Below are 13,302 nucleotides of genomic sequence, written 5' to 3'. Positions count from 1 at the left end.
GCGTTTCAGCCCTTCAATTCCTTCAAATGCTTGTACACCGTCGCCCGTCCCATGTTCAGCACGTTCGCCACATAGTTGGAGGCGCTTTTGCCCTTGAAGGCGCCTTCGGCGTGCAGGGCCAGCACCAGTTCGCGTTTGTGGTCGCGGGTCAGCAGGTTCAGGCTCAGTTGACGTTCGCGCAGCCAGCCGTGGAGGAAGGTGTTGATCCTCTCCTGCCAGTCATCGCGAAACAGTGAATCCGGTTGCGGAATCAGCTTGCTCGGCGACAGGAACAGATCCAGCGCTGCCTTGGCATTTTCGAACAGCGAAATATTCAGATTGATGCACAGCACGGCCAGTGGATGACCGTTGCTGTCGCGCAGGACGCTGCTCAGGCTGCGAATCTTCTGACCATCCCAGTTGAGCTTTTCGTACGGACCGATGTTTCGTTCGCTGATGTCATCGCTGAGCATGTCTTCCAGCGCGGAGTCGTCACCGACTTCCCGTTTCGACAGGTTATTGGCGATGTAATCGACTTTCTGTGTGCGCAGATCGTGCAGCACCACCTCGGCGTGGGGAAAGAACAACGTGGCGATGGCATCGGCAATCGCTCGGAAGTTGTCCAGGGCCGGGTCTTTTACAGGTGCGTTCATACAGTGGAGCTCCAGGCAGCGTCAGCGCCCTGCAAAAAGGGCGCTGGAAGTTTGCCGCAATCGTGGCGACACGTCACCTGAGGACGCGGATCAGCCCAGGCGAGCGGGGGAGAGCATCCCGGCATCCAGACCGAAACGCGTGAGCTGCTCGGGCAAGGGTTCGCCGCGTACCAGTGCGGCGCTGGCCTGGCCCATGGCGGGCGAGGTCTGGATGCCATAACCGCCTTGCGCTGCCACCCAGAACAAGCCTGGCACCTGCAGATCGAAACCGGACAGCAAGTCGCCGTCGGACACGAAGCTGCGCAGGCCGGCCCAGGTACGGGTCGGACGGCGGATGGTCAGGGTGGTGGCTTCTTCGATCTGGTAGATGCCCATGGCGATGTCCAGTTCTTCGGGCTGCACGTCGTGCGGTTCCACCGGGTCGGCGTTGGCCGGCGAGCCGAGGAACATGCCGGCGTCGGGCTTCATGTAGAACGATTCGTCGAGGCTGACCAGCATCGGCCAATGGTGGATGTCCACGCCTTCCGGCCCGGCGAAGATGAACGCGGCGCGGCGCTTCGGTTGCAGGCCCAGCGGTCGGGCGCCGGCCAGTTCGCCGATCTTGTCGGCCCAGGCACCGGCGGCGTTGATGATGACCGGGGCGCTGAAGGTCTGGCCGTTGGTTTGAACGTGCCACAGGCCTTCGGCATCGCGGGTCAGGCTCAGGACTTCGCTGTCGGTGTGCACTTCACCTTTATTGCGCCGGATGCCGCGCAGGTAACCCTGATGCAAGGCGTCGGTGTCGATGTCGCTGGCGGTCGGATCGTAGATCGCTCCGTGGACTTTTTCCCGGCGCAGGATCGGCAGGCGCGTGCAGGCGTCGTCGGCGCTGAGCAATTGCATTTCGGGCACCGTGGCTTTGGCGCTGAGGTATTGATTGTTCAGCTCGACCGGGTCGCCGGTGAAATCCACGGTCATCTCGCCGCGCGGGGTCAGCAGCGGGTGTTCGCAGAAACCGGCGGGCGGGGCGTCGAAGAAATCGCGGCTGGCCTGGGTCAGTGCCCGGACTTGCGGTGTTCCATAAGCAGCGGTGAATAGCGCGGCCGAACGTCCGGTGGAGTGATAGGCCGGATGGGATTCGCGTTCGAGCACAATCACGCGGGCGTGCTGCGACAGCCAGAAACCGGTGGAAGCGCCGGCAATCCCGCCGCCGATGATGATGAAATCTGCCTGGCTCATGAACGTCTCCTGATGGGGCGAAAATGCCGAAATTGTAGAGAACCCCTTGTGGGAGCGGGCTTGCTCGCGAATGCGGTTTGTCAGTTACCAATGATGTTGACTGACACACCGCTTTCGCGAGCAAGCCCGCTCCCACAGGGATTTAAGTGTTAGGGCTGTAGGCGGTAAATGGCATTGGCCAGCGCGATGTCTTCCAGGCCCAGGCCGATGGAGCGGAAGAACACGTGACGGTCATAACCGGGGCGCTGGACTTTTTCGCTCAGCAGATCGGGCAGGTCGCCGACAATCAAGCGCTTGTCCCAGCCATGTTGCTCGCCGGCAATCAGCATTTCGCCCGCCGACCCCGGGGTGGTCAGACGATAGTCGCAGAACACCTGCATATCATTGAGGCTCTGCGGCGGCACTTCGTGGGCGCGTGGGGCGTTGGTGCTGATGGAGGTGATCAGCGCCGGTTTGCCCAGACTGGCCGGGTCGATCACAGGTCCTGCGGACGAAGTGCAGAGCATGATCACGTCGGCGCCCTGAACGGCTGCGTCGCGACTGTCGACAAAGGTCAGGCGTGGATCGAGGCTTTTGATCTGTGCCAGCGTTTCAGGACTGAGGTCGCTCAGGTTCGGCGAGTAAAGGTTGATGCCTTTCCAGTCGCGCAGGCCTTTGACGTAATGCAGATGCGCCAGCGCAACCTTGCCACTGCCGATGATCGCCAGACGTTTTGCATTCAGCGGGGCGAGGGCATCGACGGCGACCGCGGTGGTCGCGGCGGTGCGCGCGGTGGTCAGTTCGCCGGCATCGCACAACAGCAGCGGTTCGCCGGTCTGCATCGACATCAGCAAGGTCCACGCGGTCACCAGCGGGCCTTGTTCGCGCACGATATACGGCGACGTCTTGACCCCGTACACCCCGTCTTCGGCCAGCACGCCCAGGTAGTTGATGAAGTCGCCGGCAGCCTTGGGAAATTCCACCAGTTGCTGCGCCGGTTGCACAGCCTGCCCGACGGCCAGGTCGCGGAACAGCTTGCGCAGGATCTGCGGAACGTCGACCTGCGCCAGCAGTTCGCGAGCCTGGGGTTGGGTGATCACATAAGGCGTGCTGGACATGAGCGGCTCCGGGAGCTGGAAATAAACTAATTTGTCCATTATGGACTTTTTGTTATGTGAGGCAAGCTCCTTGTTTACTGCTGAAATAGGTTTACACCGCATTCCATCCTGTAGGAGCGAGCTCGCTCGCGAAAAACTCTAGGGCGCCACGGGGCGTCTGATTTTAGGCGTTATCGTTCACGACCATCGCGAGCGAGCTCGCTCCTACAGTATGTTTTCGACACTCCTGACGAAAAAATCCGGGCGAAAAAAAAGCGCAGTCCGTTGCCGGCTGCGCCTCTTTTGTTGCGACCCGCGTTACGGGCGCTTGCGCTCAACCGCCCGCAACAGATGCGTCGGTGGCGTTTCACAGCTGATCTTGCGACCCAGCAGCGCCTCGATGGACGGTAGCTGGTAGGAGTCGTCTTCCCCGGCAAAACTGATGGACACACCATCGGCGCCAGCACGACCGGTTCGGCCGATACGGTGCACGTAGTCGTCCGGGACTTCCGGCAGGGTGAAGTTGATCACGTGGCTGATGCCGTCGATGTGAATACCGCGACCGGCCACGTCGGTCGCCACCAGCACGCGGATCTTGCCTTCGCGGAAGCCTTCGAGGGTTTTGATGCGCTTGTGTTGCGGCACATCGCCGGACAGTTGCGCGGCGTTGACGCCATCGCGCACCAGGCGTTCTTCGATGCGACGCACTTCATCCTTGCGGTTGGCGAAGACCATCACCCGTTCCCAACCGTTGTCGTTGACCAGGTTGTAGAGCAGTTTGTATTTGTCGGCACCGGCCACCGCGTAGATGTGCTGCTCGACGTTTTCGCTGGCCACGTTCTGCGACTCGATCTCGACGATCGACGGGTCGGTGGTCCATTGCTTGGCGAGGTTCATCACGTCTTCGGTGAAGGTCGCGGAGAACAGCAGCGTCTGACGTTCATTCTTCGGCGGTGTCTGGCGAATGATCTGTCGCACTTGCGGGATGAAGCCCATGTCGAGCATACGGTCGGCTTCGTCCAGCACCATCACTTCGACCATGTCCAGGTGCACGTCTCCGCGCTGGTTGAAGTCGAGCAGGCGGCCCGGGGTCGCGACGAGGATGTCGCAGTGACGGGCTTCGAGGTGCTTGAGCTGCTTGTCGAAGTCCATGCCGCCGACAAACGTCATGACGTTGAGGCCGGTGTACTTGGTCAGGTCGGCGGCGTCCTTGGCGATCTGCACCACCAGTTCACGGGTCGGCGCGATGATCAGCGCCCGTGGCTCACCCATGTAGCGCTCTTTCGGCGGCGGGGTTTGCAGTAACTGGGTGATGATCGAAATCAGGAATGCAGCGGTTTTGCCGGTGCCGGTCTGGGCGCGACCGATGGCATCTTTGCCGGCGAGGGTGAAACCCAGCACCTGGGCCTGGATCGGCGTGCAATACGGGAAGCCGAGGTCCTGGATGGCGTGCATCAGTTCCGGGGCGAGTTTGAAATCGTGGAAACGGGTTTTGCCTTCCTGGGGTTCGACGACGAAATCTTCGAGCTTCCAGGGAATGACCGGCGCCTTTGGCTTGGGCTCGCGACGCGGTTTTGCCGGTTTCGGGGCTTCGGTTTGCGGCGCTTCAGCGGCAATGGGCGGGGCGGCGGGAGTAACCGATGGGGCCTTCGGCGCGTGTTTCGGTGCCGCTACGGGGGCGGTCCGGCCAGGCTGATTACCGTCGGTGCGGTGGCTGGGGGTGTGAGACGGAGCGCTGGAGGCTGGCGCGAGCTGCTCAGTCTCGCTTTTACCGAACATTTTCTTGAGTGCTTTGAGCACGGTCATCTCATCAATTGGTTAAGTGCCGGCCAGTGTAATGCAAGAATCGGGCGCGGCGTAGTGGGAGGGATCAATGGGCGGTTTTTCGCTTGAGCCGTTAACGCAAGCGCTCGGCGAGCCAGACGCCGATGTCGCGAATTTCCTCGGGTAACACTTCGTGGCCCATTGGGTATTCCTGCCATGTCACGGTGACACCATGCTGCTTTAAATACTCGTAAGCGGTGCGACCCATGGCGTTTTGCACCACGTCATCGTACTGACCGTGCAACGACAGCACCGGAATGCGTTGCTGGCTGGCGGAAAGCTCCAGTTCGTCACTGAAAGTCGGTGCATAAGTAGAGAGGGCAAGTACGCCACCCAATGGCCCCTGCCATTTCAGAAACGCGGCGTGTAACACCACGGCGCCGCCTTGGGAAAAACCGGCCAGGAAAATCCGCGAGGCGTCTATTCCGCTGGCGCGCTGCACTTCGATCAATTCAATGACTCTGTCTGCCGACGCCTCAAGCTGCTCGCGGCTGATCGCGCGCGCCGGGCTCATGGCCAATATGTCGTACCAGCTCGGCATCTCGTAACCGCCATTAATGGTCACCGCGCGGGTCGGTGCTTGCGGCAGCACGAAGCGGGTGCTCAACAGGGTTTCCTGCAGGGCTTCGGCCACTGGCAGGAAGTCATAGCGGTCGGCGCCCAAGCCGTGCAGCCAGATAACGCAGGCGTCTGCGGGCTTGACGGGTTGAAGAATCAAGGGCTCGGTCATGGCTGCTCCAAATGTGTGCGTGCGCTCTCATTGAGTGCGTGATGTGAGTGCGCGTCAGGTTGATCAGTTACGAAGATGTCGCAAGGCTACAAGTTTTGCTATTGACCTGTCCCGTAAGTGCTTTGGCGGGCGGTCTGGTACGGGCTTTGCTATAGGAAAGCCTGTACGAAAATCCCACGCCTGTCGGTAACACTATCAGGCCATTGTTCGTGGTGGGATAGCAAAAAATCCGGTGATGGATGTTCGCCAGCGGCCGCTACGGGCTTCGCGAACGTGAAAGGGCTACAGCCCGTTCGGCCGATTGGTGAGAAGTGAGTGGTCCATGATGTGGATTTTCTCCTACTAGACTCATAGCGCAGGTCCTACGTCGGTTGACCCCAAAAAAAGCCAACACGGGTCGACTACGCCTCATAAGGGTGCGACTGGACTCAAGCTCCGACACAACAAGAGCAAAACTGGAGGTTTGAATGAAGATGTTGAAATCCACCCTGGCCATCGTGACTGCAGCCGCAGTGCTCGGTGTCAGCGGGTTCGCTCAGGCGGGTGCAACCCTGGATGCAGTACAGAAGAAAGGTTTTGTACAGTGCGGCGTCAGTGATGGCCTGCCGGGTTTCTCGGTTCCGGACTCCACCGGCAAGATCGTTGGTATCGATGCTGATTACTGCCGCGCTGTGGCCGCTGCCGTATTCGGCGATGCGACCAAGGTCAAGTTCAGTCAGTTGAACGCCAAAGAGCGCTTCACCGCGCTGCAGTCGGGCGAAATTGACATCCTGTCGCGGAACACCACCATGACCAGCTCCCGTGATTCGGGCATGGGTCTGAAATTCCCTGGCTTCATCACTTACTACGATGGCATCGGCTTCCTGGTAAACAACAAGCTGGGCGTGAAAAGTGCCAAAGAGCTGGACGGTGCAACCATCTGCATCCAGGCCGGTACCACTACCGAGCTGAACGTTTCCGACTACTTCCGCGGCAACAACCTGAAGTACACCCCGATCACCTTCGACACCTCCGACGAAAGCGCCAAGTCGCTGGAATCCGGTCGTTGCGACGTACTGACTTCCGACAAATCCCAGCTGTTCGCCCAGCGCAGCAAGCTGGCTTCGCCGAAGGACTACGTCGTTCTGCCGGAAACCATTTCCAAGGAGCCACTGGGCCCTGTCGTGCGTAACGGCGACGACGAGTGGCTGGCCATCGTGCGCTGGGTTGGCTACGCCATGCTCAACGCTGAAGAGGCAGGCGTCACTTCGAAAAACGTCGAAGCTGAAGCCAAGGGCACCAAGAACCCGGACGTCGCTCGTCTGCTGGGCACCGACGGTGAATACGGCAAAGACCTGAAAGTGAAGAAAGACTGGGTCGTACAGATCGTCAAGCAGGTCGGCAACTACGGCGAAGTGTTCGAGAAAAACCTCGGCAAGAGCACTCCGCTGGAAATCGACCGCGGGCTGAACGCCTTGTGGAACGCTGGCGGCATTCAATACGCACCACCAGTGCGCTGATGGTTCTATCACCCGGTGGGCCAACCGCCGGGTGATGTTCTGTTCCATTACATCCGGGGCACTTCATGCAAAATTCAATCGGCGCACCAAAGCAGAGGCTCAGCCTCAGCGATCCCAAAGTGCGTGCGTGGCTATTTCAGATCATCACCATTGTGGCGGTGGTCTCGATGGGCTGGTACCTGTTCGACAACACGCAGACCAACCTTCAGCACCGGGGCATTACTTCCGGTTTCGACTTTCTGGAGCGCAGTGCCGGTTTCGGCATCGCTCAACACCTGATTGACTACACCGAATCGGACAGCTATGCCCGGGTGTTTGTCATCGGCCTGCTCAACACGTTGCTGGTGACCTTCATCGGCGTGATCCTGGCGACGATCCTCGGGTTCATCGTCGGCGTGTCACGGCTGTCGAAGAACTGGATCATCGCCAAGCTGGCGACTGTTTATGTGGAAGTCTTCCGCAACATTCCGCCGCTGCTGCAAATCCTGTTCTGGTACTTCGCAGTGTTCCTGACCATGCCGGGGCCGCGCAACAGCCATAACTTCGGCGACACCTTCTTCGTCAGCAGCCGCGGCCTGAACATGCCCGCAGCGCTGGCGGCCGACGGTTTCTGGCCGTTTGTGGTCAGCATCGTCGTGGCCATTGTCGCCATCGTGCTGATGACTCGCTGGGCCAACAAGCGCTTCGAAGCAACCGGCGTACCGTTTCACAAATTCTGGACCGGCCTGGCGCTGTTCCTGGTGATCCCGGCACTGTGCGCGCTGATCTTCGGCGCACCTGTGCACTGGGAAATGCCTGAACTCAAGGGCTTCAACTTCGTCGGTGGCTGGGTGCTGATCCCGGAACTGCTGGCGCTGACCCTGGCCCTGACCGTGTACACCGCGGCGTTCATCGCCGAGATCGTGCGTTCGGGCATCAAGTCGGTCAGCCACGGCCAGACCGAAGCGGCGCACTCGCTGGGTCTGCGCAACGGTCCGACCCTGCGCAAGGTGATCATCCCGCAAGCCCTTCGCGTGATCATTCCACCGCTCACCAGCCAATACCTGAACCTGGCGAAGAACTCTTCGCTGGCGGCCGGTATCGGTTACCCGGAAATGGTTTCGTTGTTCGCCGGTACGGTGCTGAACCAGACCGGGCAGGCGATCGAGGTGATTGCGATCACCATGAGCGTGTACCTGGCGATCAGTATCAGCATTTCCCTGCTGATGAACTGGTACAACAAGCGCATTGCGCTGATCGAGCGGTAAGGAAAAGCGCATGAGTACTCATACTTTCAAACCTGACATGCCGCCACCGAGCAAAGTCTTCGGGCCGATGGCGTGGATGCGTGCGAACATGTTCTCCAGCTGGCTCAATACCCTGCTGACCCTGTTTGCGTTCTACCTGATTTACCTGGTGGTTCCGCCGATCCTGGAATGGGCAATCATCGACGCCAACTGGGTCGGCACCACCCGCGCCGACTGCACCAAGGAAGGCGCCTGCTGGGTGTTCATCCAGCAGCGTATCGGCCAGTTCATGTACGGCTACTATCCGCCGGAACTGCGCTGGCGTGTGGACCTGACCGTGTGGCTGGCGGTCATCGGCGTGGCACCATTATTCATCTCGCGCTTTCACCGTAAAGCCGTGTATGGCCTGAGCTTTCTGGTGCTGTACCCGATCATTGCCTGGTGCCTGTTGCATGGCGGCGTTTTCGGCCTGACCCAAGTAGCGACCAGCCAGTGGGGCGGCCTGATGCTGACCCTGGTGATCGCCACTGTCGGTATTGCCGGCGCACTGCCGCTGGGTATCGTCCTGGCTCTGGGCCGTCGTTCGAACATGCCGGCGATTCGGGTGGTCTGCGTGACCTTCATCGAATTCTGGCGCGGCGTGCCGTTGATCACGGTGCTGTTCATGTCCTCGGTGATGCTGCCGTTGTTCCTGCCAGAAGGCATGAACTTCGACAAGCTGCTGCGGGCACTGATCGGCGTGATCCTGTTCCAGTCGGCCTACGTCGCCGAAGTGGTGCGCGGCGGTTTGCAAGCGATTCCCAAAGGTCAGTACGAAGCGGCCGCCGCGATGGGCCTCGGTTACTGGCGCAGCATGGGCCTGGTGATTCTGCCGCAAGCCCTGAAGCTGGTGATCCCGGGCATCGTCAACACCTTCATTGCGCTGTTCAAAGACACGAGCCTGGTGATCATCATCGGTCTTTTCGACTTGCTCAACAGCGTCAAACAAGCCGCCGCCGACCCGAAATGGTTGGGCATGGCCACTGAAGGCTATGTGTTCGCAGCCCTGGTGTTCTGGATTTTCTGTTTTGGTATGTCCCGCTATTCCATGCATTTGGAACGTAAGCTGGACACAGGCCACAAGCGTTAGGAGTTTTGTCATGAGCGAAGCAATCAAAAAGCCTGTGAGCCCTGAAGGCATTATTCAGATGCAGGGCGTGAACAAGTGGTATGGCCAGTTTCACGTGTTGAAAGACATCAACCTGAATGTCAAACAGGGCGAGCGTATCGTCCTGTGTGGCCCGTCGGGTTCCGGTAAATCCACCACCATCCGCTGCCTCAACCGTCTGGAAGAACACCAGCAGGGCCGTATCGTGGTCGATGGCGTGGAACTGACCAACGACCTCAAGCAGATCGAATCGGTCCGCCGTGAAGTCGGCATGGTGTTCCAGCACTTCAACCTGTTCCCGCACCTGACCATCCTGCAGAACTGCACGCTGGCGCCGATGTGGGTGCGCAAGATGCCCAAGCGTCAGGCCGAAGAAATCGCCATGCATTACCTGGAGCGCGTCCGCATTCCGGAGCAGGCGCATAAATTCCCGGGGCAACTGTCCGGCGGTCAGCAGCAGCGCGTGGCGATTGCCCGCGCCCTGTGCATGAAACCGAAAATCATGTTGTTCGATGAGCCGACTTCCGCACTCGACCCAGAGATGGTGAAGGAGGTTCTGGACACCATGATCGGCCTCGCCGAAGACGGCATGACCATGCTCTGCGTGACCCACGAAATGGGCTTCGCCCGCACCGTGGCCAACCGCGTGATCTTCATGGACAAGGGTGAAATCGTTGAGCAGGCTGCACCGAACGACTTCTTCGATAATCCGCAGAATGAGCGGACCAAGTTGTTCCTGAGCCAGATTCTGCATTGATGCCAGACTGACTCAAAAAAATAAACCCGGCCTCGTGCCGTAATGCTGATCAGTTAAGCGAAAGCTGACTCTTGTAGGAGCGAGCTTGCTCGCGATGGACGCCAACGATAACGCGTATTTTCTGGATACACGCGTCGTCCTGAAGTCCATCGTCGGAACGCCGCCCGGAGCAAGCTCGCTCCTACAAACTCTCTTAACTGACAGGCATTAGCCTCGCGCCGGGTTTTTTTGCGCTCAGGAAACGGTGAGGGTTTCGTGCTCTTTGTGCTCTGTATGCTTGAACCCCCTTAAATCCGCCCCCTCACCCAAGGCTTTCGCATCGGCGAGTAAATGCGGATAGCGATCAAGCAGTCGCATCAACAGCATCAACGCCTTAGGTGGCAATACTTCGCCGCGCTCGTACCGGGAAAACGCGTTGTGGCCTCCACCGGACAACAATTGGACTGCTTCTTTTTGTGATAAGTGTAGTTTGCGACGGATTCGCTTCATCTCGTCGCCGATCATCTGCCTTGCTGCAATAACCAGTTCGTCGCCCGCGTCTGAATGACGCTCTGAACAACTGTCGTCTAACTCGACCTCCCCACACATCTGGCATTCCCAGCCAGATAAGTCGTCGACGCGGCGCTCCATTCCTTTGACGCTCATGGTTTCACTGCGACCCTCGAAATGTCGCATTCCTTCCCGGGCTCCGCAGCTAAAACACTGCTGGGTTTTCATTGGGATTTCTCCTTGAAGGAGATCACTGGTGGTCCACCGCCGGGGCGGTACGTCACCTTTATGTAGATCTCCATACCGTGTGAGTTGATGTGATAGACGTCTTGCCATACTCGATGATCGTCATAGGTGGTCATCGACTTGAACAGCATCTTTCCTTGAAGCTCGAAAATGACCTCTTGCATCTCCAAGAGGTTCAAGCCGAGAACCCTGCCGCTGTTTTTAGCGGTGCTGGTGAATCCTTTGCTTCCAAGCCGCCTGACATCCGCCTTGATCACTGCCAGGTCGTAATGGGGTTTGTTCTTGTCCATAAGAAACCCTGAACCCTGTCCCTGAAATTACCCTTAAAGGGTAATTTTGACTAATCGAAAATCCCGCTCCTTTTGCCTCTCCATTACCGTAGGCGGTTGCCGTCCTACTCGGAGCTGACTAACATGTCAGAAAATTCATCCTATGATTGGATGAAAAGGCGAGCCTTATGTCAGACATTTCTCCATTAGTTAAACGCTCCCTGGTCGATCAGGCTCTGGATCAGCTACGCCTGCGCATCACCGAAGGCGTCTGGACCGTTGGTCAACGCTTGCCCACCGAACCGGAACTGTCCGCAGAGCTGGGCATCAGCCGCAATACCGTCCGCGAAGCCATGCGTGTGCTCGCGTTTTCCGGGTTGATCGAAATCCGTCAGGGCGACGGCAGCTATTTGCGAGCGGTGATTGATCCGCTCGACACCCTGAAAGCGTTGTCCCGCTGCTCTCTTGAGCAAGCCAGGGAAACCCGGCACATCCTGGAAGTCGAAGCCATCGGCCTGGCGGCGCTGCGTCGTACCGATGAGGATTTGAAAGAGCTGCGCGAGGCGCTGGGCGTCAGCGGCAGCCATTACCACGGTGATCTCGACACCTACATCGCCTGCGATCTGGTGTTCCACCGCCGTCTGGTGGACGCCGCGCACAACCCGACCCTCAGCGAGTTGTATCGCTATTTCTCCAGCGTCATCGGCGCGCAATTGCGCCAGACCTTGAACATCACCCCGCGCCGCCAGGAAGTGTTCGACCTGCACATCGAACTGCTCGATGCCGTCGAACAACGCGACCCGGAACGGGCCAAAGCCTTGTCGAGACAATTGATCAATGAACCTTGAAAGCGAAAACGCCATGTCCAGTCCCAAGCGCACAGCAGAACTCGAAGAACTGCTGATTGACGCCGAGGCCGATGACGAACAAGTCCAGCAAAGTCACCCGATCCTGCGCCGTCCATGGCTGCTGTTGCTCGGTTTGATTCTGGTCGCACTGAACCTGCGGCCGGCGTTGTCGAGCATGGCGCCCATGCTGAGTGAGGTGTCGAAAAGCCTCGGGTTGTCTGCGGCGCAGGCCGGTTTACTGACCACGTTGCCAGTGCTTTGCCTGGGTCTGTTTGCGCCACTGGCGCCGATTCTGGCGCGGCGTTTCGGCGCGGAACGGGTGGTGTTGGGCATCCTTCTGACTCTGGCCGGCGGCATCATTCTGCGCAGTTCGTTCGGTGAAATCGGCCTGTTTTCCGGCAGCGTGCTGGCCGGCGCAAGCATCGGTGTCATCGGCGTGTTGTTGCCGGGCATCGTCAAGCGCGACTTCGCGAAACACGCGGGCACCATGACCGGCGTCTACACCATGGCCCTGTGTCTGGGCGCCGCGATGGCGGCGGGCGCGACCGTGCCGTTGAGCGAACACTTCGACAAGAGCTGGGCGTTGGGCCTCGGCTTCTGGGTGATTCCGGCGCTGGTCGCGGCGATGTTCTGGTTGCCGCAAGTCGGTCAGAAACACGGCGCGCATCACGTTGCCTACCGGGTTCGCGGTCTGTTGCGTGACCCGTTGGCCTGGCAAGTGACCTTGTACATGGGACTGCAATCATCCCTGGCGTACATCGTGTTCGGCTGGTTGCCGTCGATCCTGATCGGCCGCGGGCTGACACCGACCCAGGCTGGCCTGGTGCTCTCGGGTTCTGTCATTGTCCAGCTGGCCAGTTCACTGGCCGCGCCGTGGCTGGCGACTCGCGGCAAGGATCAGCGTCTGGCGATCGTGATCGTCATGGTGTTGACGCTCGGCGGTCTGTTCGGTTGCCTCTACGCGCCGATCGAAGGCCTGTGGGGCTGGGCGATTCTGCTCGGTCTGGGGCAGGGCGGGACGTTCAGTCTGGCGTTGACCCTGATTGTCTTGCGCTCGCGGGACGCGCACGTCGCGGCCAACCTGTCGAGCATGGCTCAGGGCTTCGGTTACACCCTGGCGTCGATGGGGCCGTTCGCGGTCGGCATCGTGCACGACTGGACCGGCGGCTGGAACGCCGTGGGCTGGATCTTCGGCGTGATCGGCCTCGGCGCGATCATCGCCGGCCTTGGCGCCGGGCGTTCGCTGTACGTCCAGGTCGAAAGCGAAAAGGTCTGACACCCGCACTGTCGGTATTCGGCCCAAGAATGCCAATAGTGTTCCGCGCGTTTGTTGACTATCGT

Annotated in this window: 13 protein-coding genes; 6 read left to right on the top strand and 7 right to left on the bottom strand. The window is 59.5% G+C overall.

Annotated features, from left to right (window positions below; translation table 11 throughout):
* Nucleotides 1-5 precede the first annotated feature (5 nt).
* The 5 genes from ACA073_RS21385 to ACA073_RS21365 all read right to left on the bottom strand — a co-directional run bounded on the left by ACA073_RS21385 (nucleotide 6) and on the right by ACA073_RS21365 (nucleotide 5,480).
* Complete coding sequence (locus tag ACA073_RS21385; RefSeq protein WP_084320493.1) at nucleotides 6-632, bottom strand: helix-turn-helix transcriptional regulator; 627 nt, start codon at nucleotides 630-632, stop codon at nucleotides 6-8.
* Nucleotides 633-722: 90 nt separating this feature from the next.
* The gene (locus ACA073_RS21380; protein WP_497399320.1) at nucleotides 723-1,850 is read right to left on the bottom strand and encodes an NAD(P)/FAD-dependent oxidoreductase; all 1,128 of its coding nucleotides are present in this window, start codon (nucleotides 1,848-1,850) and stop codon (nucleotides 723-725) included.
* A 149-nt stretch (nucleotides 1,851-1,999) separates the two neighbouring features.
* Nucleotides 2,000-2,947, bottom strand: a complete 948-nt coding sequence (locus tag ACA073_RS21375) for an ornithine cyclodeaminase family protein (protein WP_497399319.1) — start codon at nucleotides 2,945-2,947, stop codon at nucleotides 2,000-2,002.
* A 297-nt stretch (nucleotides 2,948-3,244) separates the two neighbouring features.
* Nucleotides 3,245-4,732 carry an ATP-dependent RNA helicase RhlB gene (rhlB, locus tag ACA073_RS21370; protein WP_497399317.1) on the bottom strand — a complete coding sequence of 496 codons (1,488 nt, stop codon included), beginning with the start codon at nucleotides 4,730-4,732 and terminating at the stop codon, nucleotides 3,245-3,247.
* Between the two features lie 91 nt (nucleotides 4,733-4,823).
* The gene (locus ACA073_RS21365) at nucleotides 4,824-5,480 is read right to left on the bottom strand and encodes an alpha/beta hydrolase (protein ID WP_497399315.1); all 657 of its coding nucleotides are present in this window, start codon (nucleotides 5,478-5,480) and stop codon (nucleotides 4,824-4,826) included.
* A gap of 467 nt (nucleotides 5,481-5,947) precedes the next feature.
* Between ACA073_RS21365 and ACA073_RS21360 the strand changes: the two genes are divergently transcribed.
* The 4 genes from ACA073_RS21360 to ACA073_RS21345 all read left to right on the top strand — a co-directional run bounded on the left by ACA073_RS21360 (nucleotide 5,948) and on the right by ACA073_RS21345 (nucleotide 10,109).
* A complete protein-coding gene (locus tag ACA073_RS21360) occupies nucleotides 5,948-6,979 on the top strand; it encodes an amino acid ABC transporter substrate-binding protein (RefSeq protein WP_497399313.1) in 1,032 nt (343 codons plus the stop codon).
* A gap of 65 nt (nucleotides 6,980-7,044) precedes the next feature.
* On the top strand, nucleotides 7,045-8,226 hold the full coding sequence (locus tag ACA073_RS21355; RefSeq protein WP_497399311.1) for an amino acid ABC transporter permease: 1,182 nt from the start codon (nucleotides 7,045-7,047) through the stop codon (nucleotides 8,224-8,226).
* A 10-nt stretch (nucleotides 8,227-8,236) separates the two neighbouring features.
* A complete protein-coding gene (locus tag ACA073_RS21350) occupies nucleotides 8,237-9,334 on the top strand; it encodes an amino acid ABC transporter permease (RefSeq protein WP_497399309.1) in 1,098 nt (365 codons plus the stop codon).
* A 10-nt stretch (nucleotides 9,335-9,344) separates the two neighbouring features.
* Nucleotides 9,345-10,109 carry an amino acid ABC transporter ATP-binding protein gene (locus ACA073_RS21345; RefSeq protein ID WP_149628833.1) on the top strand — a complete coding sequence of 255 codons (765 nt, stop codon included), beginning with the start codon at nucleotides 9,345-9,347 and terminating at the stop codon, nucleotides 10,107-10,109.
* 234 nt (nucleotides 10,110-10,343) lie between these two features.
* Here ACA073_RS21345 and ACA073_RS21340 read toward each other — a convergent pair whose 3' ends face one another.
* Both ACA073_RS21340 and ACA073_RS21335 read right to left on the bottom strand, forming a co-directional pair.
* A complete protein-coding gene (locus ACA073_RS21340; protein WP_497399307.1) occupies nucleotides 10,344-10,826 on the bottom strand; it encodes a type II TA system antitoxin MqsA family protein in 483 nt (160 codons plus the stop codon).
* Nucleotides 10,823-11,134: a type II toxin-antitoxin system MqsR family toxin gene (locus ACA073_RS21335; RefSeq protein WP_497399305.1), complete on the bottom strand. Its 312-nt coding sequence runs from the start codon at nucleotides 11,132-11,134 to the stop codon at nucleotides 10,823-10,825. The genes ACA073_RS21340 and ACA073_RS21335 overlap by 4 nt, the downstream gene beginning before the upstream one ends.
* Nucleotides 11,135-11,301: 167 nt before the next feature.
* Between ACA073_RS21335 and ACA073_RS21330 the strand changes: the two genes are divergently transcribed.
* Together ACA073_RS21330 and ACA073_RS21325 are read left to right on the top strand one after the other, a co-directional pair.
* Nucleotides 11,302-11,961 carry a FadR/GntR family transcriptional regulator gene (locus ACA073_RS21330; protein WP_497399303.1) on the top strand — a complete coding sequence of 220 codons (660 nt, stop codon included), beginning with the start codon at nucleotides 11,302-11,304 and terminating at the stop codon, nucleotides 11,959-11,961.
* The gene (locus ACA073_RS21325) at nucleotides 11,951-13,237 is read left to right on the top strand and encodes a CynX/NimT family MFS transporter (protein WP_497399301.1); all 1,287 of its coding nucleotides are present in this window, start codon (nucleotides 11,951-11,953) and stop codon (nucleotides 13,235-13,237) included. The genes ACA073_RS21330 and ACA073_RS21325 overlap by 11 nt, the downstream gene beginning before the upstream one ends.
* Nucleotides 13,238-13,302: the final 65 nt, after the last annotated feature.

The organism is Pseudomonas sp. LBUM1670 (assembly GCF_059695695.1).
This window is presented reverse-complemented; position numbering and strand designations above follow the sequence as displayed.

Excerpts from the sequence above, each read along its gene's own strand:
- ACA073_RS21385 (WP_084320493.1), bottom strand. The coding sequence starts at position 632 with ATGAACGCACCTGTAAAAGACCCGGCCCTGGACAACTTCCGAGCGATT.
- ACA073_RS21380 (WP_497399320.1), bottom strand. The coding sequence starts at position 1,850 with ATGAGCCAGGCAGATTTCATCATCATCGGCGGCGGGATTGCCGGCGCT.
- ACA073_RS21375 (WP_497399319.1), bottom strand. The coding sequence starts at position 2,947 with ATGTCCAGCACGCCTTATGTGATCACCCAACCCCAGGCTCGCGAACTG.
- rhlB (WP_497399317.1), bottom strand. The coding sequence starts at position 4,732 with ATGACCGTGCTCAAAGCACTCAAGAAAATGTTCGGTAAAAGCGAGACT.
- ACA073_RS21365 (WP_497399315.1), bottom strand. The coding sequence starts at position 5,480 with ATGACCGAGCCCTTGATTCTTCAACCCGTCAAGCCCGCAGACGCCTGC.
- ACA073_RS21360 (WP_497399313.1), top strand. The coding sequence starts at position 5,948 with ATGAAGATGTTGAAATCCACCCTGGCCATCGTGACTGCAGCCGCAGTG.
- ACA073_RS21355 (WP_497399311.1), top strand. The coding sequence starts at position 7,045 with ATGCAAAATTCAATCGGCGCACCAAAGCAGAGGCTCAGCCTCAGCGAT.
- ACA073_RS21350 (WP_497399309.1), top strand. The coding sequence starts at position 8,237 with ATGAGTACTCATACTTTCAAACCTGACATGCCGCCACCGAGCAAAGTC.
- ACA073_RS21345 (WP_149628833.1), top strand. The coding sequence starts at position 9,345 with ATGAGCGAAGCAATCAAAAAGCCTGTGAGCCCTGAAGGCATTATTCAG.
- ACA073_RS21340 (WP_497399307.1), bottom strand. The coding sequence starts at position 10,826 with ATGAAAACCCAGCAGTGTTTTAGCTGCGGAGCCCGGGAAGGAATGCGA.
- ACA073_RS21335 (WP_497399305.1), bottom strand. The coding sequence starts at position 11,134 with ATGGACAAGAACAAACCCCATTACGACCTGGCAGTGATCAAGGCGGAT.
- ACA073_RS21330 (WP_497399303.1), top strand. The coding sequence starts at position 11,302 with ATGTCAGACATTTCTCCATTAGTTAAACGCTCCCTGGTCGATCAGGCT.
- ACA073_RS21325 (WP_497399301.1), top strand. The coding sequence starts at position 11,951 with ATGAACCTTGAAAGCGAAAACGCCATGTCCAGTCCCAAGCGCACAGCA.